We start from the raw sequence: 26,824 nt of genomic DNA, 5'->3' as shown, positions 1-26,824 counted from the left end.
GTATGAGAAAAATCATTGTGAGCTTTTCGATATTTGTTTTTTTTATCTCTAATCTCTATGCCGATCTTGTTGCAGAGGTAACTACTGGAGTAATTCAAAAGCCGCTAGTTACAGTTGTTAGTGATAATGTTGTCGATCAGTTTCCGCAGCAGGTAAATTCTGTAATAGTTGCAGACTTAAACCATAATGCTAAATTACAAGGTAATGATACGATTAAGTATGAAATTAAGCAAAAGCAATATATTCCTTGGAAGAGCCTAAAATCTGACTATGTTGTTTTAACAAAATATACAAAGAACTCATATAACAATTATACTGTAGAAGTACAAATACTTAAGAGAAATGACACAAGTTATTTCCAAGCAATTACTTATAAAAACATAAATGTTGCTCTAATGAGAACATTAGCACATGAGATATCTAACTATGTTTATCATAAGCTTACAGGTGAGCAGGGTTTTTTTAAAACTAAGTTAGCATATGTGAAGGTAAGTAATCCTTATGCAAGATATGGTAGATTATATGAGCTTATTATATCTGACTATGATGGTTATAATAAGCATGTTGTGCTAAGACAAACTGATAATCCAATAGCAACGCCATCATGGTCAAATGATGGTCGATATATCGTTTACTCAAGTTATAGTGGTGGTAGTATGGGTGTCTATACTTTAGAAATAGCAACTGGTAAAGTCACGTGTTTAACTAATTACAAAGGTATAAATAGTGCACCATCGTTCTCACCAAATGGTAAAGAAATCGCTTTAGCGCTATCGGAAGGATATTCTGATCAAACTAATATCTACATCTTGAATTTAGCTACAAAAGAATTAAAGAGAATCACTATAAATGGTATAAACACAGCACCAAAATTCTCTCCAAATGGTCAAAGCATAGTGTTTACATCTGATAGAGATGGTCGACCAAATATTTATGTAGCCTCTGTAAACTCAAAATATCCACAATCATCAATATTAAGTACAAAAATATATCAGGCATATGAGCCAAACTATACTCCAGATGGCAAAAATATAGTATTTATGAACCAAAGCTCACGCTCAAGTGGCACACAAATTGCTGATTTTAATTTAGCTAGTGGAAATATTACTACATTGACAACTGGCAAAGCAGATAGTTCGCCGATAGTTTCGCCATATGGTGATATGATTACTTATATATCAACCAACCCTAGAGGTTATAGCTCGTTAGATATGGTATCATTAGATGGTGATAATCATTTTAATATTGAAAGTGCTGATAATGGTAATATTCTAATACAATCACCAAGTTGGTCACCAAAAAACTTTTAAGTGATGAATGTGCTAGCTTATATTAAGTTAAGATATGTTTGATTAGCTTTTCACTTTGTTAGTCACAGTTAGTGCATGGTATAAGGGACCAATGCCTAATGCAAATGCTAGCTTAGACGGTTCTTCTCTTAATGAAAGTAGTGGTGGTTTTATTAGTACATTTAAATCAGCTGATAACTATGGTGTAAGTAATATAGTGTTTGCTGATGGTGGTAGTAATTATGTTGTTTCAGGTTTTGATAATAGTTAAAAAATAAGAGGAGTTAAAAATTATGAAAAAGAATATTATGAACTTAGCAGTTATAGGTTCCATGCTTATTTTGACAAGTTGCTTTAGTATGAGACCAGATAGTGATTTAATCAAAGGTAAATATTCTGGGGTAGATAGTTCACAAGCTCTAGAGATATCTTCGCAGATTTATGGTTCTGATAAGATGAGCTCAGATCAGGTTGAGCAAATGAAAAAAGAACTTATGAACATTAACTGTAGATCAGTATACTTTGGCTTTGATAGCTATAATGTCACTGATGATGCTAAAGAGTGTCTTAATAAAACAGCAGACTATCTAATAGCTCATCCGGATCAGCCAATTAAGCTATCTGGCAATACTGACCCAAGAGGTAGTGAGAAATATAACTTTAACCTCGGTCAGAAACGTGCTGAAGCTGTATATAACTACTTACTAGATAAGAATGTTAATAAAGATCAAATCTGTGTAGTAAGCTATGGTAAGTTGAAACTAGCTGCAGAGCCAACTCAGTTCTATGATGAGTTCTGTAAAGATGGTGTCAATGACTCATGTATGTACAAAGCATCTGAAAAAGCTTTTTACTTAGATAGAAGAACAGAGATTGATTTTGGTGCTAAATGTGATGAAAGCAATTATCAAATTAAACACTAATCTAAATCTAAACTTATTTACTATTTTTTATCTTAAATTGTTCTAAAATAGTCTTATAATTTTTTGTTTGAATTAAGTATTATGGTTAAAATCCATAAAATTGGTTTTGTCAACTTGGCTGCCATAAAAACCTTGTTGACTCTGGGGAGCGTATTATAATTAATTTTAAAGCTGAGCATTCAACCTAGTTGATAGCTATGATAACGCTAATATGGTTGTTAATACTTATGGATTTATAAACTATGATATTGATGAGTTGTTAGAAGTTATTGATGAAGCAGTTGCTTAGAATGGATAAAGTTTTGGTAACCTGTTGTTTAGGTAATAAGGCAGATCTAATTAAAGAAAAACATCCAGAAGCAGGTTATCAAAATTATGAAAATCCAATCGAATCTGGTATATACTCATGCACCTGTTTTTGCTAATGATTTTGTATCTTTAGTACCACCACAAGGTATTAAGCTAACTCCAAGACATTACTCATATCTGAAAATTTCAGGAGGTTATAACAATACTTGTACTTTTTATATCATTCCAGATATTCGTGGCAAAATCAAAAGCCGTGCCACCGACAATATCAGAAGCCGAAAAGCTAAAAAATGTTAGAGTTAAAGAGCTGCTTGTGATATCTCAAGATACTTTTGAGTATGTGTAGTAGATATCAAAACTTAATAAATATATTTATAAAAAAACAATGATATGCAAATGTCACAGCAGAAACTAAGCATGTTTAGAGATACTTTTTATGAAAAAATAAATAAGGTGAGTTAGATGGTAAAAATGCTAAATATATTGCTAATGCACTAAATAATTAGTATAGCTACTGTCTATAACTACCTTAAATAAATCATAAGGAAAATATATGTTAATTGTATTATGGGTAATTGTTGGTTTCGTAGCTAGTTTTATTTCTAAGTTACTTTGTGTTGGAGCATGGTTTGATTAGCTATTCCCACATTTTATTTTATCATAGTGGTTTGAATTTACTATGCAAATAGCTATGCTTGTTGTGGGATGTCTATATTTAAAAGTTTAATAGCTACAAGCACTATTGTAATGGTAATATGCATTTGGAAGAGTTGAAATGTTACCAGTATATCTATCAATAGGAGCATTAGTTAAACACTGATCTTTAAAACGTAGTCTTTGCAATATTGTTGTTTGGTAGTCGTGTCTAGATAATATTACATAATTTAATAAGGTTGTAAAACTATCGAGAAGTGCTAGATATAGTATTTTTAGTTTTTGCGGTGTTTAAAGTGTCTTAGCAATCTCAACTGCACTTGCAACAATGTTTTTTATAAAAATTGGTACAGCTATAAAAAACTATAGCTATAACTAGTGTCTATATGTCTATATGCTTATAAACTCGTCAATTGCAGCATTTGTACTCACCTATGGAGTTAGTATCGATGTACTATCAACATTTGGTTATTTAAATATTCCGTTACTGCTATAATCTGGTATATTTGCTTTGCTGGTAGTCTTCTAGTGGTCAACTACTTAGGGATAATCTCACCGAACTGTTAAAGAATTTATTTATAACGTTGATGTTTGTTTCTGGTGGAGTAATTATTATCTAAAAGTTGAAAATATAGGCTTTTACTGTATACTGAATATTTATTTGGAGAGGTGTCCGAGTGGTTAAAGGAGCACGCTTGGAAAGCGTGTATAGCTTGACGGCTATCGAGAGTTCGAATCTCTTCCTCTCCACCATTTTTATTATATTGCGTCTATTGTATTTTATTAATAAATATTAAAAGGCTATAAAATAACATTATAATCATTGTAATAGTTTTAATTGGTGTTTTTATTACTTATTGCAATTAGACAAATTGGTAATATAAAGCTTAAATCTGGCAAATAATGTTTTTAGGTGCAATTATTATCTTAAATCACACACCAAATTTCTATTGCTAATGCCTTGAAGTCGATAAATTTAGATGTAATGATGTTTTTATTTAGTATGTTTGTGAGATTGGTATGGTATTTAAGGAGAGTGGTTATATTAGTTATTTGTATTTATAAAATATTTTAAAGAACAAAAAACATTAATCAACTATTATATATTTTTTTAGAGCATGTTTAGTTTCAGCACTTGTTACGAATGGTAATTTGACTATTATTAATCTCAAAGTACTTTTATTGACATTAGCATTTGCTATGACAATAGGTAGTGTGATGAATCCTCTGGGTAATACGCAAAATTACCTTACTGTGACATAAGCTAATTTAGATAATTCATTTATAACTTTTTTTGTATTCTAACATCGATAAACTTGTTTGCAGCATTCCTGCTGATAAAAATTTTCTACAAAAAACAACTTTAATAATAACTATCAACTTAATCCCGTATACGAATTAATAAAGATCTAAAATTAGCATTATTAGCTAAAGTATCTTTGAATATAGTTTAATATTTAATTAAAATTATTTTGACATCTCTACATCTTCAAATACAAATTAATTAGTTTATATTACTGTTATTGTAGCCTTACCGATTTTACTTTTTAGTAAAAGCAGAGTTATGGGATAATAACTAAAGTAGATTGGCATAGTTTAATTTTCTTTGCAGCAATGTTTGTATTAATGGCGAGTGTGTGGAAAAGTTGATTTTTTAAATTAGCTATATATAAATAACCTTGATATAAACCTTGTTTATATTCCTATCATATTAGTGGTAAGTGTTGTGCTGAGTCAGTTAATTTCAAATGTGCCATTAGTAGCTATTTATTTACCACTGCTTAGTCACTTAGGTGCAACTGACAAAGAGATTATGGTATTAGCAGCAGAGGCTAGTACTATAGCTGGTAATTTGATGATACTTGAAGCTACAAGTAATATTATCATAATTCATAATACAGAAAAAAAAGTAGCTCTAACAATAACTTTCTTATAATTTGTAACTTTATGTATCAGTACTTCCTAGTTTTTATTTTAAATTTTTAGGATTACTTAGAAAAGTAAGCAAGAAATATATAACTTTAAAACTACTTCATAAATAGTTGTTTATATCCAACTATAGTTTTTTGTTCAAAGGTTAATAATATTTTCATATGGTTTAAACACTAATAAAAAAAAAGCTGACTTAGGTAACTAAGGTGTACTATGGTAGATTTAAATTAATTCTAGCCTTTTTTATTTTTTGAAAAAATTATTTAAGATACTGTACTAATACAATAATAAAAATTACCAAACCAACCCAGTGATTAGCAGAAAAAGCATTGATACAGTTAGTGATGTCTAATTTTTTGTATAAAAGATAATTTCTCATGAAAAATAAACTGCAAACAACAACACCTAGATAAAAAAATATATTAAAATTACAATAAATACTAAGAATTATTAGAAGAATCAAAGATAAAAAATTAAATAAGAAGATATATTTAAATACTTTATCACCAAATAAAACAGCAGATGACTTTATACCTATCTCTAGGTCAAACTCTCTATCTGCTAGTGCATAAATAGTATCATAAGCTATAGTCCAACAAATTGTTGATAGATAAAATATCCAGGCTTCTAGGAGTATTTTATTTTGTATAGCTGAGAACGACATAAAAATACCAAAATTAAAGGCTAAGCCGAGTACTAACTGTGGTAGAGCGAAGAATCTCTTACAAAAAGGATAAAGAATAGCTAAAAACAAAGCCACAAAAGATAATAAGATTGTAAAGATATTTAAAAAAAGCACACAAATAAAAGCAACTAATATGAGAATTAGGCAAAGGTAAATAGCATTTTTAATACTTAGTTGCCCACTTGTTATAGGTCGAGTATTGGTGCGAGCTACATGTTTGTCAAAATCTATATCTACTATATCATTAATAATACAACCTACAGTACGCATCACTACAGCACCAATAGTGAAAATAACTAGATACTTAATATCTGGTATCCCACGGCTTGCTAAGACTAGTGCTGTAAGTGTTGGCCATAAAATCAATAATATCGGAATAGGGCGATGTAGCCGCATCAGTATAAAATATGCTTTTAGTTGTTGTTGATTCATAATCAGTATTGCTCTGGTAAAACTAGAAAATATTCTGTAATCAAAAATTTAAGTTTTGGGTTATCTTTATATTCAAATATAGAGCTGCGTGAGAATATTTTTTCAGTTATATTTCTACAAGTTTCATTATAAAAATCTTCAGCTGTTAGTTCACGAATTATAAATTCATATCTAGCAAATTTATCTTTATCAAAGAGCAAATTGTCACCAATAGGTTTAGTACCAAGGTTATCTAACTCTTGAGTAAAATATTTATAAGTATTATCAGGAATAATTGTTCTAGCAAAAACTAAGCTTTGATTAATACTTGAAAGGGTAATTTGTCTTACTAGCGCGCTTTGAATTGCTAAGAGAGATAGTTCGAAAGCATTTAAATCAGTAAATTGTTGTGAAATTTGATCTAGTTTAATCTCACCATAGAATTTAGATAAGCTCTTAACTAGGTTTTTAGCATCACTAAGCCAATATCTTTGCTGTTTGGTTAAATTATATTTATTAATAATATTCATATATTAGGAATACCTTAAAGTTAGGGTTTCTTATTTTAATTTCGATTTGTATAATTATACACTTATAAGGCTAGGAAATTAAATTAAAAGGATTCTAAAATGCGTCCAAGTGGTAGAAATAATGATCAACTACGCAATCTAAAAGTTACACATAATTTTACAAAGCATGCAGAGGGCTCAGTCCTTATTGAGTTTGGTGATACTAAAGTTATCTGCACAGCGTCTGTAGTAGCAGGTGTACCAAAATTTAAAAAAGATAGTGGAGGAGGTTGGCTAACAGCAGAATATGGGATGTTACCGCGCTCAACTCATACTCGTATGGATAGAGAAGCAGCGCGTGGTAAGCAATCTGGAAGGACTCAAGAAATTCAGCGCCTAATAGGTAGAGCATTGCGTGCTAGTGTTGATCTTAAAGCTATAGGGGAAAATACTATTAAGGTTGATTGTGATGTGATCCAAGCTGATGGTGGTACGCGTACTGCATCGATAACTGGAGCATCACTAGCTATAGCAGCTGCGATAAAATATATGAAAGAAAATGCTATGCTAGAGGAATATACAAATCCGCTATTATCACAAGTTGCGGCAGTATCTGTCGGTATTTACAATAACGAGCCAGTACTTGATCTTGATTATGATGAAGATTCAAACGCAGAAACTGATATGAATGTGGTGATGAATTCAAATGGTGGCATAATTGAGATTCAAGGTACTGCAGAAGGCAAAGATTTCTCTGAAGAAGAGTTTGCAAAAATGCTTGGACTTGCTAAAAAAGGTATCAAGGAGATTTTTGCAACAGTATTCTAATCTATAAAAGTTGCAATCCATTTAATCTACTAATTGAAAAATTAGAGAGTATTTATAAAAGAATTAATTTTTATAAGTAGCTCAAAATCTTTTGATTTTAATTCAAATAAAAAATCTTGTAATGGTTCACTCTTAGCGAACAGTAGTCGCTGCTCTATTTGCTTGATTTGCTCTTCAAGAATTTGTCTTTGTTGATAAAGATCGCTAAACTCTTTATTAGTATTTTTAAAAAAGTTTTGGATGTTATCTTCTTTTTTTATTTGTAGCTTAGTCTTAAGATTAGCACTAAGACTAGGTACTCTAGTTGTAGATGGTTTTTTTCTATCGCCTAATGATAGTTTTTTACGTGGTTTTTGTTCTGACATTTATTTACTTCTTTAGTGGTTTGTTAATGTTTGTTGTTTGGAATTATATAGTTTTGAGTAAAAATTCTTAGCCATTATAGTATATTTCAACTAGAAATTATAGCTTAAACAATCTTTACAGGAGTGATCTTTATCAATTATACCTAAATAATTATTAGCTATAGGAGGGTTATTATTCAAATCAAAATTTTCCTCAGCGCTAATCGTATTGTTATCTTTTAGTGTTCTAAAGAAAACATTTGAGCCTAATATACACTGGTTAGGTATGCTTGACTCTCATAAATCATCACCATAGAAAATACAGCGTTAGCGTACCGAATCAGGGGTTACTGCTTCTGGGCGTATCATAATTTCAGCATTCACTTTAATGATATTAGCTCCTGATTTACCCTATATTTTTGGTAACTGCACCATAATCATTAATCATAGGATGATCAAAGTCTAGGTAAAAATCCTTGCCATCTTATTTTAGATCATACACTTGACGAGCATATGCAGTTACTAAAGATACTTGGTTGGCTATATTTATTCTAATTGCATAGTTTGGATTAGATAGAAGTTGCAAATACCGCTAAAATACTAACTTATAGTCAAAGCTATTACAAGCTCAGAAATTGTTACTCCTTAAATTTTCTGTAAAAGCTTTAAATATATTTTCTAACCATATCTAAACCTGTTTTTTACATACTCAATTATAGCGTACTTCTCTGCTAATGGCAGGCTAAACTAGGTATTAAGAGGTTTTTTATTGATGGTAAACTATACTTGTCTTATCTAAGTTTAACACCAATGGAAGCGAGTCTTTTACCAATAGATGGATGAGTAGAAAACAAATCAGACATATCACCACTGCTAATTCCGGCACTAAGAGGATCAAAAATATATGATGCACGACGTAGATTTTCATTTGTATTATGTTTATAGCTATATTGAACTTCTACAGATTTACTATCGTTTGCGATCTTTATCAACGCATTTGCCATTGGCATATTGGTACGCATCAGTTCAACAGCACCAGCATCAGCCATGTATTCTCGGGTACGACTTAAGAATAGCATCATAAATATAGTGAAGATCTGTAACACATACCTTAAAATCATAATTATTATAAAAAATGCAGTATTATTACGGTTGTTATTATTACTATTACCTGAGAAAAGCACTGAGTAAAATAAGAAATCCATAATAATAAGCATCATATTAGATAAAACAATAGTAAATAGATTTAGTTTGATATCTTGGTTTCTAATATGGGTTAGCTCATGTGCCATAACAGCCTGTAATTCATCACGATTAAGCGCATTTGCAAGTTTTGTAGTGATAGCTACCATTGCTGATTTCTCTGAGTATCCTGACGCAAAAGCATTCATATAATTAGCATTTATTAGAAACACTTTCGGTATATATCGCATTCCAGCAGCTACTTTCATCTCTTCAACTACATTATAGACACGCCTCGCGAGAGGATCTTGATTATTCGCAGTGATTTCTTGATACTCTGTGCCTGAGAGCATTATTTTGTCATACAGACTAAATGTAACAAATACCCAAACTACTGCTACAGCAGAGATTATCATAGTAGCGTAAGGAGGTATTTGAAATGTTGCCAGTGCCCAAAATACTTTTGATATGGGTAATTCAATACCATATCTACTGTAGTAAGTATTTACAAATTCACCATAGCGCCATATTGTATCGACAAAGATTCCTAACAAGAAAAATACTACAAGGAATGTTGCGATTACAAAATAAGTGCGATAAGTATTCTTACGTACAATTTCTCGCCAATTTACAGAGCCATATTCTAAATTATTAGCAGCCGACATTTTTTATAGTTTCACTCTTGAATCTTCTAGTTGTTGTTTTTTCTCTTCCGAAATATTCCAGTAAATAAAGTCTTCATTAAGCTTTTTAAATATACTAACTACAATTCCAGCAAAAAAAGACTTTTTATGCGCGTTATATATTTCTATTGAGTCATTAAGTGCTTGTTTAGCGAAAGCAAGTTTGTTCTCAGTAGAAGTAATTTCTTCTTGTAACTGAATTACGTTTTGGTTAGCTTTTAATTCTGGGTAGTTTTCAAACTGTACATTTATACCTTTAGCAAGATCAGAAATCTTATTTTCGGCATTTATTCTTTCTTGGATATCACCATTTTCTTTGGCAAGGTTAGCTTGGTTTCTTAGCGCTACTACTTGTTTTAAGGTTGTTTGCTCATAATCCATGTATTTTTTGACCACATTAACTAACGAGTCAAATACCTTAGCACGTCGATCTAGTTGAACATCTATTTGTTTTTCAGAGTTCTTAACAGTCTCAATCTCTGTAATTAGCTTATTGTACGTCATAACAACATATACAGCCATTATAACTATTATTATAAGTAGAATTATTCCTATAGACATTTTATCTCCTTAGGTTTAGATTTAATATGTTTGTTTATTAAAGATGGCGCTAAATATTAAAATTTTCAAGCTTTATATCGCAACTATTTAATATCTTCTTCTATAAAATCACAGAATGCTTGTGTTAGAGCAGTATGATATTTCTTTTTATGTAGTAATTTGTAGAAATTTCTTGTTAGATCAAGATCTTTGGTCTCAAGAATACTATATTTATTTGTATCTAAAGCTTGGGTTGTAATAACTGCAGATATACAGGCTAAACAGTCACTATAGGCGATATATTGTTTTATCGCTTCTGAGCTGCGTAAAGTTATTATTTTTTTTATACTAGAAACTTTATCTGCTAAAGCATTTAAAAATATCTCAAATGTGCCAGAGCCTTGTTCTCTCGTAACCCATTCGTATTCTAGTAAATCTTTTATGTTTAGATTTTTTTTGCTAGATAATGGATGATTAGCACGACAAACTATTTTTAAGTTATCTTTTGTCCATAAAGTTGTAGCTATTATCTGACTATTACACTCACACTCAACAAAACCAACATCACAGTTTAGTGATTCAACGCTATTGATAATCTCTTTAGTATTACCAGAGAGAATTTCAAAATCAGTATCTTGATAAAGTTTTCTAAACATAGCAATATATTTAGGTAAAATATAGTTAGCTATTGTTGTACTTGCGCCAATAACTATTTTCCCAGATAGTTGGGTGTTGTTAGCGCTAAATGCTTCAAGTTCCTCTATCTCATCTAAAATCTTAATAGCTTTAGCTATGAGACTTTTACCATTGGAATTTAGCTTCATACGCTTACCAACACGGTCAAATAGTTTTGTGTCAAGCATGTTTTCAAGTTGTGACAGTGACATACTTGCCGCTGCCTGAGAAATGAAACATTTTTCTGCGCCAGCACTAATCGATTCTGATTTTGCAGTATTGACAAAGACTTGAAGTTGTTTTAGAGTGATACGCATTTTTATATATTTAGTAAAGCCTATGCTATATGATTCTATTATAAGATTTTCTGATATTCAATATTACTAAGTATTTATTTAAGCACTTATTAAATTACTTGGTTATAAATAGTCTCTAGGTAAAAATATTGATAAGTTGCATGAAAATCTCATAATAACAAATGGACTGTAGTTGGTGCAGGTCCTGCTGGTATAGCTGTTGATGGCCAGCTTTTAGATAATGGCATAAAAGCTAAGATGTACTTTGGTTAGATCTAAATTTCAGTGTCGGTAATTTTGATATTTCTTAATTTTTTAAAATTAAACACAAGCTTTTGAATATGCAAAAAACCAGAAATTTGCTATTAATGATTATTCTAAACAAGAATTTACGCAATTAATTAAGATGTTAGCGAACCATTACAGTGAATTACAAATAACCTAATGCAAGAGATTGATTATAGTTTTGACACTATTAGTGATATGGAAATAGCTCAAGGCGTTTGGTATATGGTAAGAGAGAAATTTATATGGCTAAGAAAGTTATCCTAGCTACAAGTTTTTGAGCGAAATCTTTAAATACCCATAATTTTGAGATTACCAAAGAAATACCTCTTTTTCTAAGGCTTTAGCATCTTCTAAACTAAAAAATGACTTCTCGAAGATGATAATGTTACAGTTTTTGGTTCATCTCATTAAGCAATTATAATTATTAGAAACTTACTTGAAATTGGAATTGATGATGTCGCAAATTTCTATTGTCAACCTTTAAGATATGCCATTAATATGGAGGTTGGATCTTGTATGATAATTCTGGTTTAAAGGGTGAGATAGCTAAATGGGTTAGAGAGAATATTTCTCAAAATCTTGATAGCAGGGTTTAAAGATACCTATCAATAGATAAAGAGATAAATAAACATCTATACAAGTATAACAAAGTTATCTATGCAGTAGGTTTTGAGCAACTAGTGCCTAGTGTTGATGGTATTGATGTGAGAATATATTATCCTACTACTGGATTGCTATGGAGATTTTTGGCGTAGATATAGCTTTTACACGTAGAGTTACTGATCCTAATAGTAATGTTGAGCTAAAATGTTAGCTTATTTTATTTAAATTTATGAAAGATATTAGACATTTTTACCATTATAGCTGAAGTATGATATATAACTTATTTTAGTAATCTCAGTGAGTTTATTATCACAATTAGGGTAGCACCCATATCAGCAACTATCGCCATCCATAAAGTAGCTAAATCAAGCATAGCTAAAGATATGAAAATAGCTTTTATGGCTATAGCAAAGCTTATATTTTGTTTTATTATCATTAATGTTTTCTTTGAATGTTTGATAAGCCAAGCAAGCTTTGAGATGTCATCTGTCATCAAAGCAATATCTGCTGTTTCTATTGCGATATCGTTACCAATAGCAGCCATTGCTATTCCCAAGTTTGCTGTTGCTAGAGCTGGAGCATCGTTAATACCATCACCAACCATTGCAACACTGGCATAGTCATTAACTAACTCATCAATCTTAATAACTTTATCTTGTGGTAGTAGTTCAGCGTAAAAACTATCAACTCCAGCTTGTGTAGCAATAGCTTTTGCAGTAGCAGTATTATCACCTGTAAGCATAATTGTTTGTTTAATTCCTAGACTTTTTAATTGTCTTAGGCAGCTCTTAATATTGGCTTTTATCTTATCTTGTATAGCTATAATACCAATTATATCCTTACTATTACCGATAAATGTAAGTGTCAAACCGTTATCTCTAAGTTCTGTAGCTTTTTGGTGTAACAGGCTATTATTACAAAGCTGTTTTTCATGGGCAAAAGCATGATTACCAAGCCAAAAACTATTATTATCAACTTTTCCAGTTACACCTTTACCACTGATAACTTGAGTATTACTGGCTTGTGTGAATATTATATTATTGTTATTAGCATAGTCTAAAATAGCCTTAGATATTGGGTGATCAACTGTGCTTTCAAGACTTGCTGCTATAGTGATTAAGTATTGTTTAGAAAAGTTCTCAGCTACGACTATTTCAGTAATACTAGGTTGTCCTAGAGTTAATGTACCAGTTTTATCAAAAGCAATAGCTTTAAGTGTAGCTGGTATTTCTATAAATTCACTACCCTTTATCAAAATACCATTTCTAGCAGCTTTTGCTAAGCTTGAAACTATAGAAATTGGTGTTGATATTACCAATGCGCAAGGGCAAGCTACTACAAGTATAACTAATGCTTGATATATCCATTTAAGCCAAGCTTGCCCTAGCAATAAAGGTGGTAAGATGGCTATTAGTAAAGCTAATACTATCATTGTAGGTGTATAAATTCTCGCAAACTTATCGACCCATTTTTCAGCTTTAGAGCGTTTTGATTGAGCATGTTCAATAGCTTGGATTATTTTTGCAACTGATGAATTATCAGTAGTTTTTGTTGTTCTTATTTCAATAGTAGAGCTACCATTTATACTTCCTGCAAAAACCTCATCATTGATTGTTTTCTCCACTAGAATTGATTCACCAGTGATTGGTGCTTGGTTTATATAACTGCTACCTCTGATAATAACTCCATCTAAAGCAATCCTTTGACCTGGCTTTATCATAACCCTTTTATTTAAATTTATATCTGCTATGGGTTTTTCTTCAAATTGCTTATTGTGGCAGCAGTAAACTAAAGCTTTATCTGGAGTTAGTTGCATAAGTTTGGTGATTGCTGAACGAGCATTATTGACACTCCATGATTCAAGTAAAAGTGAAAAGGCAAATAAAAAGCTCACTACAGCAGCCTCAAAGAGTTGACCAATAATTATCGCACCAACTATAGCAATTAGCATCAATAGGTTCATATCGGCACTAAGTATTTTAAATGATGCTAAAGCTTTAGGTATAACAAACCAGCTACCAAATACTATAGCTAGTAAATAAGATATTTGTGATATGAAAGGAGTTAGCTGCGTAGAGCTATAGTTAGCAACAAAAGCATATATAAAACCATTAGATAAACCATGATAAATATAACCAAAAACAATAAAGATACCACTAATTAACGTTGTAATTAATCTTGAATATTTATTGTAAAAATTAGTATCGTGATTTTTTGAAATATATTCATCCCATGTTGATGCTTTTAGTCCCGATTTGTTTATCAAAGCTATAATTTCTTTTGTAGAGATATCGCTAGAATTGATTGAAAGTTTGCCATTAAGTAGGTCAAACTGCATATGCTGATCGGCGATTTTCTTACCTAACGCTTTTTTTATGATGTTGACTTCTTCGATACAATCTAAACCATATACCTTGAAGTTCAAATATTGTTGTGTATTATTCATAGGATATTCTCCTTTGCATGTATCTCTGGTAGAGGTACTCAAGTTATTGAGCTATTAGCTGTTTTATGAGTTTTTGATCAGACTGAATCGTCTCATCATCTGCAAGGATATCTAAAAGCCAGTTTAATTGTTGCTGGTAGGTAGAATTAAAATAGAAATAGTGAAATCTACCTTGTTTACGTTTGTGAATAAAACCACTACGCCTAAGTATATCTAGATGTTTTGATATGGTTGAGTTAGCAAGTTTTAAAATATGTGCTAAATGGCAAAGGCATAACTGATGTTGATAAACAACCATGAGAATTCTAATCCTAGTTTCATCTCCCAAAGCTTTTTGTAAGTCGACAATATGAGCTAATTTCATTTTTATAACTATATTTTGCTAAATGACGAAATAATATTACTAAAAAATTCTCTTGTCAATTTGTTACACCAGACCAGATTTTAATTTTTTTGTAAATGGTGTTAAAATCTATCAAATTTGCCGACATAATCATCAACGATATATTGACCAGTAGCAGGCTGAGATAATGTTATATCATTCGACTCACCTACATTTGAAACTTTGATTAAATCAATTTGACCACTATTATTAATAATGTTAAGTAGTCACTAGCATTAATACTGTTAGTAGAGTCAAGATAAAGAGTTAAGTTTACTAAATTATTAGATGATGTTTCAGCTTTTATCATAATATAACGGTACTTTGATAACAGGTGCCAAAACAGCTAGTACCTAAGTCAAGTCTGTAGATAGTTTGAAATATTTGGAGATATATTGCCAATCTTTGTATTAGATGAATCTATAAAAAATTTATGTTCAGATAAATCATCCCAAGTATTGTTGATATATATTTGAGTATTTGTACCATATGCATACGATAATCCAGAGTTTACAGTACTATCATAGATAGCTTGTTTAACAGTCATCTCATTTATATCAGTATTTACTCTTTGAGCCGAATTGCTATAAAAAGTTTTAACATTTTTAAGAAGATGCTATAAGACTTATAGTCATTGCTACAAGAAGCTCAACAACATTTAGACCACGACTATATTTATTGGTAAAAACAATATTCTATCTATAATTATGTTGTATTTTAATTTCGTTGGAAAGTATATTATTTACTAGTGGTTTTTATTTTAAATGGTGTTAGTCTTGGTTAGCTCTTTTAGTCTCTTTTGAAATAGATATATCAAAATCAGTATTGCTTGCTTCAAATCTAATTAAATCTAGATTTCCATCAACATCACTTTGAGGAAAAGCCATACTTCATGAGTTGTAAAAAACCTAAATATTGAATATTCCTCGATTCTCTAACTAAAACATCTATAAGTTCAACTTTTTTGTCTGCAAGAGTGTTATTAATAATAGATGAGGAGATTAAAAGTGAAAAGCAGTTAATATAAATAAAATTATAGAGATAGATATGATTACTTAAATCAGATATATTCCTTGTAGACACTTATGTTTATTTATTTGCATACTGAGTTTTAGCTTATGAATTTGAGTCAAATAGTAACTTATTTTTTAAAGTATATTAGAAAAAATTATGAAGATAATAATTAATACCTGTTCTAGAAAATATTGAACAGAGAAGCTATTTATCGGCTGTAATTTATAACAGTATGATACTAAAATAATGCTAAAAATTGTCATTGCTACTAATATAATTTTTTATTTTGACCTTCTTAAATAATGTTTAATAAAAATAGCTATAAGTATTATTTCATTTATGTTACTGAAGTTAAATATATTAATTTTATTTATATGATAATAAAAAGTTATAAAATAGAAGTGTTTACACTTTAGCAACTATAGAATATATTAAGAAGTAAAGGAGTTGACGAATTTAATGTATGCAAAAAAATATACTTGTTTTAGGAGCAGGGGCTTGGGGTACAGCATTAGCATTACAGCTTGCTTATAGAGGACATAACGTAAGAATTAACTCATGGAAAGCTGAACATAACGAGCAAATGCTAAAGGATAATAATAATCATAGATATCTACCAAGTATAGAGAAATTTCCTGCTAGGTTAAAAGCTATTCAAGATTGGCAAGCTAGTATTAGTAAATTTGATAATATATTAATTGCGACTCCAAGCTCTGGTTTTAAGGATACTATTTTAGAGTTAAAAGAGTGTATTTTACCACAGCAATATATTATCAGTGCGACAAAAGGTTTTTGCCATGATAGTTGTGCGTTATTAAGTGAAATAACTGAAGATATCTTACCAAATACAAAGTTTGCTTTATTAACAGGACCAAGCTTTGCTAAAGAGTTGGCTAATCAACTCCCAACAGTTGTATTAGTAGCCTCAAAAGATATTGATTATGCGCGCTATGTTCAAGAGATTTTTAGTAATGAGAATTTTAGATGCTATACAACTACTGATATCATCGGCGCTCAGATTGGTGGTAATGTCAAAAATGTTTTAGCAATTACAGCTGGGATTGCTGCAGGTATGGAGTTTGGTGTTAATGCTCGTGCTGCACTAATTACTCGTGGTCTTGTTGAAATAAAAAAGTTAGGACTTAAGTTAGGCGCAAACTCAGAAACTTTTATCGGGCTTAGTTGTTTAGGAGATTTATTGTTGACATGTTCAGACAATCAGTCGCGTAATCGTAGGTTTGGACTTTATTTAGGTCAGGGCATGACTATACAGCAAGCGTTAAAAGAAGTAAATAATGTTGTTGAGGGCTATTTCACTACAAAAGCAGTTTATAACCTTGCTAAAAAGCACAATGTTGAGATGCCTTTAGTATTCGCTACTTATAGAGTTTTGTATCAAGCTGCTTATCCTAGAGGTATCGTCAAAGAGCTTATGACTCGCCAGCTAAAAAATGAAAATTAATTAATCACCTGTAATTGTTTTTGTACATAATACTTTAAGGTTGTTTTGTTGCATTTTGACTTTGGTATTAAAAGCATAATTACCGGCCTTTACAAGTGGTTGAACTAAAGTAGAGTTTTGCCATAATGAATTATCTTTGATAGTATCAAAAGAGTTTAGCGTTGAGTAAACTATAGCAAATACGAAACTAAAGCGCACTAGAGCAATAAAAAAAGCAAATAAGGTATTTGAGAGACTTTCTTTTTCCTTATTATTGCGCAGAAACACTTTCATAATTCCAAAAATTATCAAGTAAGCACACAATAGAACCAAAACAAATGATACTACATAAGATGTGCCTGGATCTTCAATTATTGAGCTGGTATATACTTGCTGGATTTTTTGCGCTAAGATTTCAGCCATAATAACAGCAAATACCATAAGTATTAATAATACAATATTTTTAAATAGTCCCTTAACAGCAGCAAATAGGCTTAATATTAAGATGACTATTATTAACAAAATATCTAAAAAATTAAGGTTTGCTAGAAATTCCATTTTGTTAACCTATAATTATATCTTTTATTTGGTTTAAATTGGTTATACCAATAATTTTAATATCTTCGGTTTTTAGTGATTTTGAAACATTTGCCTGTGGCACAATAATTTTCTTGAAATCATGCTTTTTGGCTTCATTTATTCTCTCAACACCATACGGAATAGGGCGAATCTCACCAGATAGACCAACTTCTCCCATTATAAGCATGTCATGAGGAATTTCTATTTCTTTGATACTAGAGTAGATAATTAAGATCAGTGCTAAGTCGATACTAGTTTCATTAATCTTTATACCACCAACTACATTTAGAAAGACATCTTTATCATATAAATCAATATGCATATAGCGTTGTATAATAGCTAATATCATCATTAGGCGATTACTGTCGATACCGACACATAACCTATGTGGCAGTTGATTTATATTTTTATCCACTACAAGTGACTGTAGTTCAACTAACAATGGTCTAGTTCCTTCCCATACCGAAACTACCACACTGCCAATCAGATTAGTGCGACCATTGTTTAGAAATATTGCAGAGGGGTTTTTTACCTCTTTCATACCTTTGTCAGTCATTACAAACACACCAATCTCATTGACAGCACCGAATCTGTTCTTAATTGCACGCATCATCCGATATCTACCGTTATCCTGTGACTCTATAAATATCACTGCATCGACAATATGCTCTAGCACTCTAGGTCCTGCAACTTCACCTGATTTTGTTACATGACTTACTAAAAACACAGCTATCTCATATTGTTTGGCAATTTGTGTGATATAAGCACTTGATTCTCTTATTTGAGAAACACCACCAACCATTGACTGAATCTCTGGATTATACATTGTTTGGATTGAATCTATTACTACAACTTCTGATTTATGCTCTACCATATAGCTAGCTATTTGTTCGATATTAGTTTCATACATTACCAGTAGGTTATCTCTAGCAAGATTTAGTCTCTCAGCGCGAAGTGCTATCTGCTCGAGAGACTCTTCACCACTGACATATAGAACTTTTTTTTGCAAGGATAAAAAAGACATTATTTGTATTAGTATCGAAGACTTGCCTATACCAGGATCACCACCAATCAAAGTTACTGAACCTTTGACAATACCACCACCTAACACTCTATCAAATTCACCGATATGTGTAGGTACTCGAGAATGTTCTTTACCTTTAATAGCTGATAATGAAGTTGCTTTAGAAATACTCCCAGCAAATCCAGCACGAGAGCTTGGTGTTTTTTTTTTAGGATCTGATTTAAGTTCTTCTACAAAAGTATTCCATTGGCTACAATTATGGCATTGACCTTGCCAGCGTGGAGATATGGCGCCACATTCTTGGCATATGAAAACTGTTTTTTGTTTAGCCATAATTTATTTACTTTGGTTTATATCCTAATAAATACTTTGAAAGTACTCTTTCGGTTTCTGGAGCATTAGGGCCTATAAATTGTACAATATGACGGTACTTGTCATTATTTTGTTCAATTGATGAAGTAATACTTTGATTAAATACCGAGATAACTCTTGCTTCACATCCTACTTGTTCTTTAAGCTCAGTTAAAGTTACAGATATTCTGATAATATCATGTAAATAGAGTGTTTTTGAGCTACTAACTTCCATGCCTCCATCTTTGATTAACTTAACATAATGGTTATAGAGCTGTTCACGCTGATCAAACGAGTACTCAAGCTCAAGCTTTATATCTTCTTCACTATAGTAAACACTGATATTACCTTCAACTATACCACTATCTTCATAATCAACATCACTACCATCAGTATAATGGTAATCTGGTGATGATTTTTGCTTATAGTTATAATCTTCATTAATCAAAGTTGGATCTATATTTAATCCTTCACTTTGATCAAGATCAATTTCAATTACGTTGATATTTTTTTGAGATTCTCCATCATCTATATCATTATCTATCTGGTATTGGGTGATATGAGCATCTTCTAGCTCATTCTCAAAATTATCTTTAGCTAATATTACCATCGTTTAAATCATCCATGTGCTGTTGTGATTTTTGGGTTTTCTCAGATAGAATTCCTCCACGAGGATTTCTTTTGTTTGAACTTTGAGGTTTTTTACTACTCTGTGGAGTTACTTTTTTTAGAAGATCTAATCTGCTCATCTAATACGCCTCTTTGATTGTGATCGTAATATTTTATGGCTAAGATATATAATACTTGAAAGTAAGATAAGTATAAATATTGATAAGTGTTTATTATGTGATATACAATCTTTTATATAACTATTATCAACAAATTTTAGAATAGTATTACCAAATAGATAGCCTAATGAAATATATATTGTTGACCAGATAAGGCTACTGAGACTATCTAGACAGATAAATTTAATTCTACTTATTTTACTAAGTCCAACCACAAGTAGAGTGATAGTGCGTAATCCATATAAAAATCTAATACTGAGAATTGCTAAAGATTCGTATTTATCTAAAATTTTTAGTGATTTTGGGGCTGTATAGTGCCATGATACTTTTTTCTCAAAGACTTTTTTACCCATGAATTTAGAGAATATAAATAAACCGTTATCATGTAAAATCGCAGCAAAGGTTGCAGCTATAATCACTAGAGGATAGCTAAATAATGCTGCTGCAGTTACGATGCCTACCATAATCAAAAATATTTCACCTTCGATAAATACCCCTAACATGATAGCTATATATCCCCAATCAATTAGTAAGCTCGAAAATTCATTTTCACTCATACTTAATCCCTATAAGATCGCGTAATTAGTAATTCATTTACTAAAACTAATGCTAGCATTGCTTCAGCTATTGGCACACCTCTAATACCAACGCATGGGTCATGTCTACCTTTGGTGATAATAGTGGTATCATTACCTTGCATATCGATACTTTTACCTGGTTGTAGAATACTTGATGTTGGTTTGAATGCTAATTTAGCGATTATATCTTGGCCTGTTGATATACCACCTAATATACCACCGGCATGATTTGATAAGAAACCTTGTTCTTGAGTAATTTCATCACGATGTTGGCTACCTTTTTGTGCAACACAGTCAAAGCCATCACCAATACTAACTGCTTTGACAGCATTTATACTCATCATCGCATAAGCAATACTTGCATCAAGTCGATCAAAAACTGGCCTACCTAACCCTGCTTCTAAACCAGTTGCTACTACAGTGACTCCAGCACCAATAGAATCACCTTGTTTGCGAATGCTATTAATTAAATTTTCACAAGCTGTAACAGCATTTTTGTCTGCGATAAAAAAAGGATTCTGATTTATAAAATCCTTATCGATAAAATCTATTTTAAGACTGCCGATTTGTGAGCAAAATCCATAAATTTCGATGCCATGATGCTTGAGTATTTTTTTTGCAATCGCACCAGATGCAACACGCATTGCTGTTTCTCTTGCTGATGATCTACCACCACCGCGATAGTCACGAATACCATATTTTTTGAAGTAGGTATAATCAGCATGCCCAGGGCGAAATTTATCCTTGATTTCACTATAGTCTTTTGATTTTGGATCTTGATTTTTTATTATTAAACCGATAGGTGTGCCGGTAGTTTTACCTTCAAAAACGCCAGATATTATCTTAACCTCATCAGGCTCCTTACGCTGAGTGGTGAATTTTGATTGACATGGTTTGCGTCTATCTAGCTCTATTTGAATATCTGCTTCGCAAAGAGGTATATTACTAGGACAGCCATCAATAATAGCTGCAAGTGAGTTACCATGGCTTTCGCCACAAGTTGTTATGGTGAAAATTTTACCAAAAGTATTTCCTGACATTATTGATAATTATAAGTAGTTTGTTTTTTTATAATAACATAAATACTCAGCAATTTTTTGCTATCTACTGTTGATTTTTACAAATAATTGATTTATTATTAACATTATTAATGCACAAACGTATAACTGTTAAGATTAAGAGATAGCTATTTTACCTATAGTAAAATTTTTGAATTACTAAGACTGTTATAATAGGAAACATTATAAGTGCATTTATCTTGAAGATTAAATCCCATGAAAGTAAAAAACTACTAGTTATGTAAAGACATGTTCCAATGAATGCAATTAATATAAATCCTGAACTAAACCCATCGGATCTTTTTTGTTTATAGTTTTTAAAGATTTGTGGAATCCAGTATAGGGTATTAACTACAAAACCAATATAGTCAGCGAACTGATAAACTATATGATAGTTTGAGCCCATTGCTAGCATGGCTATAGCAAATAATATAATAAAACTGATATTTACTATTTCAGGCATTTTTTTGTAAAAGATAGATATTTGTAACTGCTGTATACAGACTCCAAGTAAGTAGATAATAGCAACGACAGCATATTGCCAATCATAGCCAAAGCCGATAGTTTCAATAATATTAGATAAGACTGTAATAAAAATACCAAACTGTGTCAAAATACTAATATTTGACAAGGCTTGTTTATTTTTGAAGTTATGTATAATTTGTGGAACAAACTGAACAGAGTAAAGCACAAAAAAAGCATTAAGTATTATTTGTCCAAAAAGTTGAGTATTAATAGTTTAGCTCCAGCTTTGATAAGTTAATTTAATGATACCATGTATTAGTTTTTTGACAACTATTGTCAATTTTTGTCTGAATTTTTCTCACTGAATAAATATAGGTACTTGCCATAGCCGTCTTTTTTCATATTTTCTTTAGGTATAAATTTAAGAGCTGCAGAATTCATACAGTATCTCTTACCAGTAGGTTGAGGTCCATCATCGAAAACATGACCTAAATGTGAATTGGCATATCTTGAGAGAACTTTTGTTCGAGTTATAAACCAGCTATTATCAGTTTTTGTTTTTATAAATGAATTATCAATAGGTTTAGTAAAACTTGGCCAACCTGTTCCTGCATCATATTTATCAGTAGAACTAAAAAGTGGTTCTCCAGAAACAACATCGACATATATACCTTGTCTATGGTTATTCCAATATTTATTATTGAATGCTCTCTCAGTTCCACCTTTTTGGGTTACATAACATTGGAGCCTAGTTAGTTTACCTAATGCTTGTGTTTTATCAAAATTTTGCCAGTTTTGATTATTGGCTAATACGATAGTCGGAATAAATAAAGCTACGAGTATAAGTTTTTTCATAAGATTATAATCTTCAAGACTAATGATTATGAATATTTTAGCATGATAGATTAGATTTGCAGATAATAGTTAGCGCTTAATTGCGTTTTAAATATAGATAATATTTTAAAATATTTGTATGATTAAGTTGCCTATGGACTAAATTTTTTTGGTGGGGGGTGAAATGACTAATTTTTATAAGTTGTGTGGTCTAAGTATGCTTACATTTGTATTAGCAGACTGTACAATTTTGTCAGCAAATAAATCTTATGATCGCTCTCATGGTGGTGAGCTAATTGTACATATGAGAGATGTTAGTACTAATAAAGCAGTTGGTACAATTACAATATCACCATATATTCATGATGATAAGCAAGAAGGAATGTTGATTACACCACATTTATATAATTTACCTGCTAGTACTACTCATGGTATGCATATACATATCAATCCTAGTTGTAAAAATAATGGCATGGCAGCAGGTGGGCATTGGGATCCAGATAATACTCAAAAACACCTTGGCCCATATAATGAGAATGGTCATAAGGGAGATTTACCTGTATTAGTTGTCAATGTAGATGGTACAGCAACTGAGCCTGTCGTAGCACCAAGATTAGATTCTCTAAATGAACTGGTTGGTCATAGCTTGATGATTCATATAGGAGGAGATAATTACTCCGATAAGCCACAATCTTTAGGCGGTGGTGGTGCTAGAATGTGGTGTGGAGTTATAGCATACTAAACTATGAATTATTAGCATGTTTAGGTTGTTTCTTATTTATACTCTTTATAGTATCATTGTGGGCTGCTTGCGCCAATGCGTAAGCTAGATTTCTAAGCAAACTCATTTGGGTTAATAACTTACTTCTTATTATTTTAAATACGATGTTATTGAGGTTGTCATTTTCTATTGCTGCTGTTGGTGTGTAGTATTTTGTCAACACTATAATTTTGGCTTACTAAATTATAACTATACCAATGTGGGTTAAAGTAGTGATAGCTTTTTTAGCTTTGGATTTTATAATAATGCCTTCAGCATGTATTATTTCACTACTTACCATTGTTATGGCGATTTTACAAGGTGCATCATCTTGATTTTGACTATGATGTGACTACTAGATTGTGTTTTCAACCTTTAAATAGTATTCAATGTTGAAATTTACTGCTATTTGTCTTATTGGAGCGTTAGCATTAGTAGTGATCATTTTTGAGATTATACTAAATGGTAATTCTTTATTTAATCATGGTAATATTCGTTTTTGGTTTGATAGAGTTTTAAGACTAATGATAGTTACTCCTGATACGCATAGAGTTCATCATTCAACTATTCCAAAAGAGACAAATTCTAATTGCGGTTTTAATTTGATATAGTGTGATAAGCTTATGGAAACTTATCTAGTACATCCTAAGAAAGGTCATATTCAGATAGATATCGGCTTAAGTGAGTTACAAACTATAAGCAGACGTAGAACCTTATCAGTATGCTTAAAATACTTTTTTAAAGGAAATAGAACCCTCAATTAACTTAGTGTTTTTCTTTTTAGATATGAAAAATATATACAACAAGGTATAATCATTACTGGAACACCAATAAAGCACCTCTTATGTTAATATTAAGCATAAAACCATATACCGAATAAATGAAATATAAGAAAATAGATATGCTTTAAATAGCATCTTGCTAGTAGCATTTTGTTGTATAAGCTGTTTTCTGAAGTTATATTGCGACAAGCATATACAAATCCAACAAATTATCGCCGTAAATCCTGACATTGCTAGTAGGCTGGTAAAAGCAAGAAGCCGATAATTTAAACGAAAGTATCAAAAATGTCCATACAGCTAGTTTACTTATATAAACTGCATAGTGTGATGCAATACTGAATTTAGCTTTCTAAATATGCTCTGAGCCATTCTTACTCTAGATAAGCCATATAATTATAATGAGCGAACAGCTACATAAAAACTACTGTTAGCACAAGAAAACGCAGCTATAAGAACCACAAATACAAATACTGTGGCCAAATTTATCTAAATGATAATTGCAGCTCTGCAGCAAACACAGAATCACTTAAGTTCACCTGTTGCCATGAAGAGATTTACATACAGGCCAACTATTCTTATTGCAATATGCTTGGCTATTCTTAGCATTTGTTTATCGTAGTTATCAGATTTGTAGCTAATAAGATAATTTCTGAACCTTGGAAATTTAATAGTAGTACCACCATAGTTGTTATTAAGATAAGTTTGTTTTTAGGGGGAAAAACACCTTCTCCAACTATATAAGTGTCTCTAGTGCGCTACCGGTATTATTTTTGATGATGTCAAAAAATATCGGTATCTCAACTATACTAAATAAACCAAGAACTATAATTTTTACTAGTGCCAGCCAAAATTCAATCTCGCCAAAAATTTTCACTTTAGTAAGATTTATGATTATTATAAATAAACCAAACAAAGTAGCTCACATATAGGTAGGTACTGCAGGAAATGTATGCATAATTATTCCGTCAGTAATACAAAGGGATATAAATTATCTAGTTAAGCCAACACGACCAGCACATGCCACATGCTATAGATAGCTATACATATTTAGCAGCATAGTAAATAAATGATCCAGAATTTGGGGAATTGGCTGTTAGCTCAGCTAAGCACAAAGTCACCACATGTGCGATAATTGCCAGCTAGAATATCAGCTAAAAAAAAAAGCTGGTCCAACTTCTGATAAGACATAACCTGTACCTAAGAATAAACAAGAGCCAATAATACCAACCTAAAGCTATTAGCTCTATATGGCGAGGTTTTAGAGTTTTAGCAAGTGCCATAATTTACTCCAAAGCAGCTAAGGTAAGCGAATTATAGACTTGGTTTTGCTTTGTCAACAAAAAATGTACTTTTTGCCTACTTGAATTTATCAAATATTTATTTGTATAATGATATCGAAATCGAATTACATTAACTAAGAAAGGTTGAAATGTCTACAATAAATCAACTAGGCAAGGTCTATGAGCGCCCATGGGGAACTTATCAAACAATTAGTTTTACTAACCAAAGCCAAACAAAAATAATTACTGTAAAACCAAAAGGGCAACTTTCATTACAAAAGCATTTCAAGAGAGCAGAGCACTGGGTAGTTGTAACTGGTAGGCCAACTATTACAGTAGATGATAATGTGCGTGAATATAATGTTGGTGAGTATATATTTATACCTAAAGAGGCTATACATAGGCTTGAGAATTTCACAGATAATGATATTCAGATTATAGAAGTGCAAGTTGGTGATTATCTTGGTGAAGATGATATTGTACGTTTAGAAGATATTTATAACCGTAATTAATCCTTCCAAACCGTAAAAAAATATTCATTGTTACTCTAATCATCTACAATATTTTTAGTAGAAGTTTTTTCAAAGTATTTAAGAGAATCTTATGATGCTAAAATCTAAAGCTGCTATAGCTTATAAAGCATCTGAGCAACTTTCTGTATAGATTGTACATGTGCCTTACCCAAAGATAATGAAATCTTAGTTAAGATCAAAGCAACTGGAATTTGCCATACTGGTGTCATATACATTATCAGGTAGAAATCCCGAAGGGTTTTTTCTTGCTATATTAGTTCATGAAGGTTCTGGTGAGAGGTAAGTAGCAGTTGGAAAATGTCACCTCTGTCAAACCAGGTGATCATGTCATAGCATTATACACACCTGAGTGTAGAGA

23 protein-coding genes, 1 tRNA gene and 6 pseudogenes are annotated in these 26,824 nt (G+C 31.3%); 13 read left to right on the top strand and 17 right to left on the bottom strand.

Features of this window, described 5'->3' with window-relative positions; all coding sequences use genetic code 11:
* The first annotated feature begins 2 nt into the window (after nt 1-2).
* The 8 genes and pseudogenes from FSC845_RS01015 to FSC845_RS00990 form a co-directional block, all read left to right on the top strand.
* Complete coding sequence (locus FSC845_RS01015; protein WP_064461387.1) at nt 3-1,310, top strand: PD40 domain-containing protein; 1,308 nt, start codon at nt 3-5, stop codon at nt 1,308-1,310.
* 55 nt (nt 1,311-1,365) lie between these two features.
* Nucleotides 1,366-1,560 (top strand): hypothetical protein, encoded by a 195-nt coding sequence (locus tag FSC845_RS01010; protein ID WP_064461386.1) that lies wholly within the window; start codon nt 1,366-1,368, stop codon nt 1,558-1,560.
* Between the two features lie 19 nt (nt 1,561-1,579).
* Nucleotides 1,580-2,212 (top strand): OmpA family protein, encoded by a 633-nt coding sequence (locus FSC845_RS01005; protein ID WP_064461385.1) that lies wholly within the window; start codon nt 1,580-1,582, stop codon nt 2,210-2,212.
* An 81-nt stretch (nt 2,213-2,293) separates the two neighbouring features.
* Nucleotides 2,294-2,861 (top strand): annotated as a pseudogene (locus FSC845_RS01000) (30S ribosomal protein S12 methylthiotransferase RimO); the annotation flags it as partial.
* Nucleotides 2,854-3,058 (top strand): annotated as a pseudogene (locus FSC845_RS09500) (helix-turn-helix transcriptional regulator); the annotation flags it as partial. The pseudogenes FSC845_RS01000 and FSC845_RS09500, both read left to right, overlap by 8 nt.
* Nucleotides 3,059-3,074: 16 nt before the next feature.
* Nucleotides 3,075-3,795: pseudogene (locus FSC845_RS09495) on the top strand (sulfite exporter TauE/SafE family protein).
* A gap of 43 nt (nt 3,796-3,838) precedes the next feature.
* Nucleotides 3,839-3,928 (top strand) — tRNA-Ser (locus tag FSC845_RS00995).
* Nucleotides 3,929-3,988: 60 nt separating this feature from the next.
* Nucleotides 3,989-5,108 (top strand): annotated as a pseudogene (locus tag FSC845_RS00990) (SLC13 family permease); the annotation flags it as partial.
* A gap of 258 nt (nt 5,109-5,366) precedes the next feature.
* On the opposite strand, the gene ubiA reads toward FSC845_RS00990, so the two are convergent.
* Together ubiA and FSC845_RS00980 are read right to left on the bottom strand one after the other, a co-directional pair.
* Nucleotides 5,367-6,224 (bottom strand): 4-hydroxybenzoate octaprenyltransferase, encoded by an 858-nt coding sequence (gene ubiA / locus FSC845_RS00985; protein ID WP_064461384.1) that lies wholly within the window; start codon nt 6,222-6,224, stop codon nt 5,367-5,369.
* A 2-nt stretch (nt 6,225-6,226) separates the two neighbouring features.
* Nucleotides 6,227-6,733, bottom strand: coding sequence for a chorismate--pyruvate lyase family protein (locus tag FSC845_RS00980; protein ID WP_064461383.1), 507 nt, complete (start codon nt 6,731-6,733; stop codon nt 6,227-6,229).
* Between the two features lie 99 nt (nt 6,734-6,832).
* Between FSC845_RS00980 and rph the strand changes: the two genes are divergently transcribed.
* Complete coding sequence (gene rph, locus FSC845_RS00975; protein WP_064461382.1) at nt 6,833-7,540, top strand: ribonuclease PH; 708 nt, start codon at nt 6,833-6,835, stop codon at nt 7,538-7,540.
* A 41-nt stretch (nt 7,541-7,581) separates the two neighbouring features.
* On the opposite strand, the gene FSC845_RS00970 is transcribed toward rph, so the two are convergent.
* The 7 genes from FSC845_RS00970 to FSC845_RS00935 all read right to left on the bottom strand — a co-directional run bounded on the left by FSC845_RS00970 (nt 7,582) and on the right by FSC845_RS00935 (nt 15,526).
* Nucleotides 7,582-7,905, bottom strand: a complete 324-nt coding sequence (locus FSC845_RS00970) for a hypothetical protein (RefSeq protein ID WP_064461381.1) — start codon at nt 7,903-7,905, stop codon at nt 7,582-7,584.
* Nucleotides 7,906-8,675: 770 nt separating this feature from the next.
* On the bottom strand, nt 8,676-9,731 hold the full coding sequence (gene htpX / locus FSC845_RS00965; protein ID WP_064461380.1) for a zinc metalloprotease HtpX: 1,056 nt from the start codon (nt 9,729-9,731) through the stop codon (nt 8,676-8,678).
* A 3-nt stretch (nt 9,732-9,734) separates the two neighbouring features.
* On the bottom strand, nt 9,735-10,310 hold the full coding sequence (locus FSC845_RS00960; protein WP_064461379.1) for a LemA family protein: 576 nt from the start codon (nt 10,308-10,310) through the stop codon (nt 9,735-9,737).
* Between the two features lie 83 nt (nt 10,311-10,393).
* The gene (locus FSC845_RS00955) at nt 10,394-11,281 is read right to left on the bottom strand and encodes a LysR substrate-binding domain-containing protein (RefSeq protein ID WP_064461378.1); all 888 of its coding nucleotides are present in this window, start codon (nt 11,279-11,281) and stop codon (nt 10,394-10,396) included.
* Nucleotides 11,282-12,431: 1,150 nt separating this feature from the next.
* Entirely contained in the window at nt 12,432-14,597 is a 2,166-nt protein-coding gene (locus tag FSC845_RS00945; protein WP_064461377.1) for a heavy metal translocating P-type ATPase, read from the bottom strand.
* 43 nt (nt 14,598-14,640) lie between these two features.
* The gene (locus FSC845_RS00940; RefSeq protein ID WP_064461376.1) at nt 14,641-14,961 is read right to left on the bottom strand and encodes an ArsR/SmtB family transcription factor; all 321 of its coding nucleotides are present in this window, start codon (nt 14,959-14,961) and stop codon (nt 14,641-14,643) included.
* Nucleotides 14,962-15,337: 376 nt separating this feature from the next.
* Entirely contained in the window at nt 15,338-15,526 is a 189-nt protein-coding gene (locus FSC845_RS00935) for a hypothetical protein (RefSeq protein WP_064461375.1), read from the bottom strand.
* Between the two features lie 930 nt (nt 15,527-16,456).
* Between FSC845_RS00935 and FSC845_RS00930 the strand changes: the two genes are divergently transcribed.
* On the top strand, nt 16,457-17,455 hold the full coding sequence (locus FSC845_RS00930) for an NAD(P)H-dependent glycerol-3-phosphate dehydrogenase (RefSeq protein WP_064461374.1): 999 nt from the start codon (nt 16,457-16,459) through the stop codon (nt 17,453-17,455).
* Here the strand turns inward: FSC845_RS00930 and FSC845_RS00925 are convergent, their stop codons facing one another.
* The 7 genes and pseudogenes from FSC845_RS00925 to msrB form a co-directional block, all read right to left on the bottom strand.
* Complete coding sequence (locus tag FSC845_RS00925; protein WP_064461373.1) at nt 17,456-17,992, bottom strand: CvpA family protein; 537 nt, start codon at nt 17,990-17,992, stop codon at nt 17,456-17,458.
* Nucleotides 17,993-17,996: 4 nt separating this feature from the next.
* Nucleotides 17,997-19,370 (bottom strand): DNA repair protein RadA, encoded by a 1,374-nt coding sequence (radA, locus tag FSC845_RS00920; protein WP_064461372.1) that lies wholly within the window; start codon nt 19,368-19,370, stop codon nt 17,997-17,999.
* Nucleotides 19,371-19,377: 7 nt separating this feature from the next.
* A pseudogene (locus FSC845_RS00915) lies at nt 19,378-20,137 on the bottom strand (PilZ domain-containing protein).
* Nucleotides 20,134-20,733 (bottom strand): DedA family protein, encoded by a 600-nt coding sequence (locus tag FSC845_RS00910; RefSeq protein WP_064461371.1) that lies wholly within the window; start codon nt 20,731-20,733, stop codon nt 20,134-20,136. The pseudogene FSC845_RS00915 and the gene FSC845_RS00910 overlap by 4 nt, the downstream one beginning before the upstream one ends.
* Before the next feature lie 2 nt (nt 20,734-20,735).
* Nucleotides 20,736-21,794, bottom strand: coding sequence for a chorismate synthase (gene aroC, locus FSC845_RS00905; RefSeq protein ID WP_064461370.1), 1,059 nt, complete (start codon nt 21,792-21,794; stop codon nt 20,736-20,738).
* Between the two features lie 151 nt (nt 21,795-21,945).
* Nucleotides 21,946-22,548, bottom strand: a complete 603-nt coding sequence (locus tag FSC845_RS00900) for a PQ-loop repeat-containing protein (RefSeq protein ID WP_064461369.1) — start codon at nt 22,546-22,548, stop codon at nt 21,946-21,948.
* Nucleotides 22,549-22,613: 65 nt separating this feature from the next.
* Nucleotides 22,614-23,132: a peptide-methionine (R)-S-oxide reductase MsrB gene (msrB, locus tag FSC845_RS00895; RefSeq protein ID WP_064461368.1), complete on the bottom strand. Its 519-nt coding sequence runs from the start codon at nt 23,130-23,132 to the stop codon at nt 22,614-22,616.
* Between the two features lie 163 nt (nt 23,133-23,295).
* Here msrB and FSC845_RS00890 point away from each other — a divergent pair, with 163 nt between their 5' ends.
* Together FSC845_RS00890 and FSC845_RS08450 are read left to right on the top strand one after the other, a co-directional pair.
* Nucleotides 23,296-23,853 carry a superoxide dismutase family protein gene (locus FSC845_RS00890; RefSeq protein WP_064461367.1) on the top strand — a complete coding sequence of 186 codons (558 nt, stop codon included), beginning with the start codon at nt 23,296-23,298 and terminating at the stop codon, nt 23,851-23,853.
* A 407-nt stretch (nt 23,854-24,260) separates the two neighbouring features.
* Nucleotides 24,261-24,482 carry a sterol desaturase family protein gene (locus FSC845_RS08450; RefSeq protein WP_227806612.1) on the top strand — a complete coding sequence of 74 codons (222 nt, stop codon included), beginning with the start codon at nt 24,261-24,263 and terminating at the stop codon, nt 24,480-24,482.
* 114 nt (nt 24,483-24,596) lie between these two features.
* Here the strand turns inward: FSC845_RS08450 and FSC845_RS00880 are convergent.
* Nucleotides 24,597-25,933 (bottom strand): annotated as a pseudogene (locus FSC845_RS00880) (amino acid permease).
* Between the two features lie 149 nt (nt 25,934-26,082).
* On the opposite strand from FSC845_RS00880, the gene FSC845_RS00875 reads away from it, so the two are divergent.
* Complete coding sequence (locus tag FSC845_RS00875; protein ID WP_064461366.1) at nt 26,083-26,445, top strand: phosphomannose isomerase type II C-terminal cupin domain; 363 nt, start codon at nt 26,083-26,085, stop codon at nt 26,443-26,445.
* The last annotated feature ends 379 nt before the right edge of the window (nt 26,446-26,824 follow it).

This window comes from Francisella persica ATCC VR-331 (assembly GCF_001653955.1).
Taxonomy (GTDB): Bacteria; Pseudomonadota; Gammaproteobacteria; order Francisellales; family Francisellaceae; genus Francisella; species Francisella persica.
The sequence above is the reverse complement of the archived record's forward strand: the minus strand, read 5'-3'. Positions and strand labels throughout refer to the sequence as shown.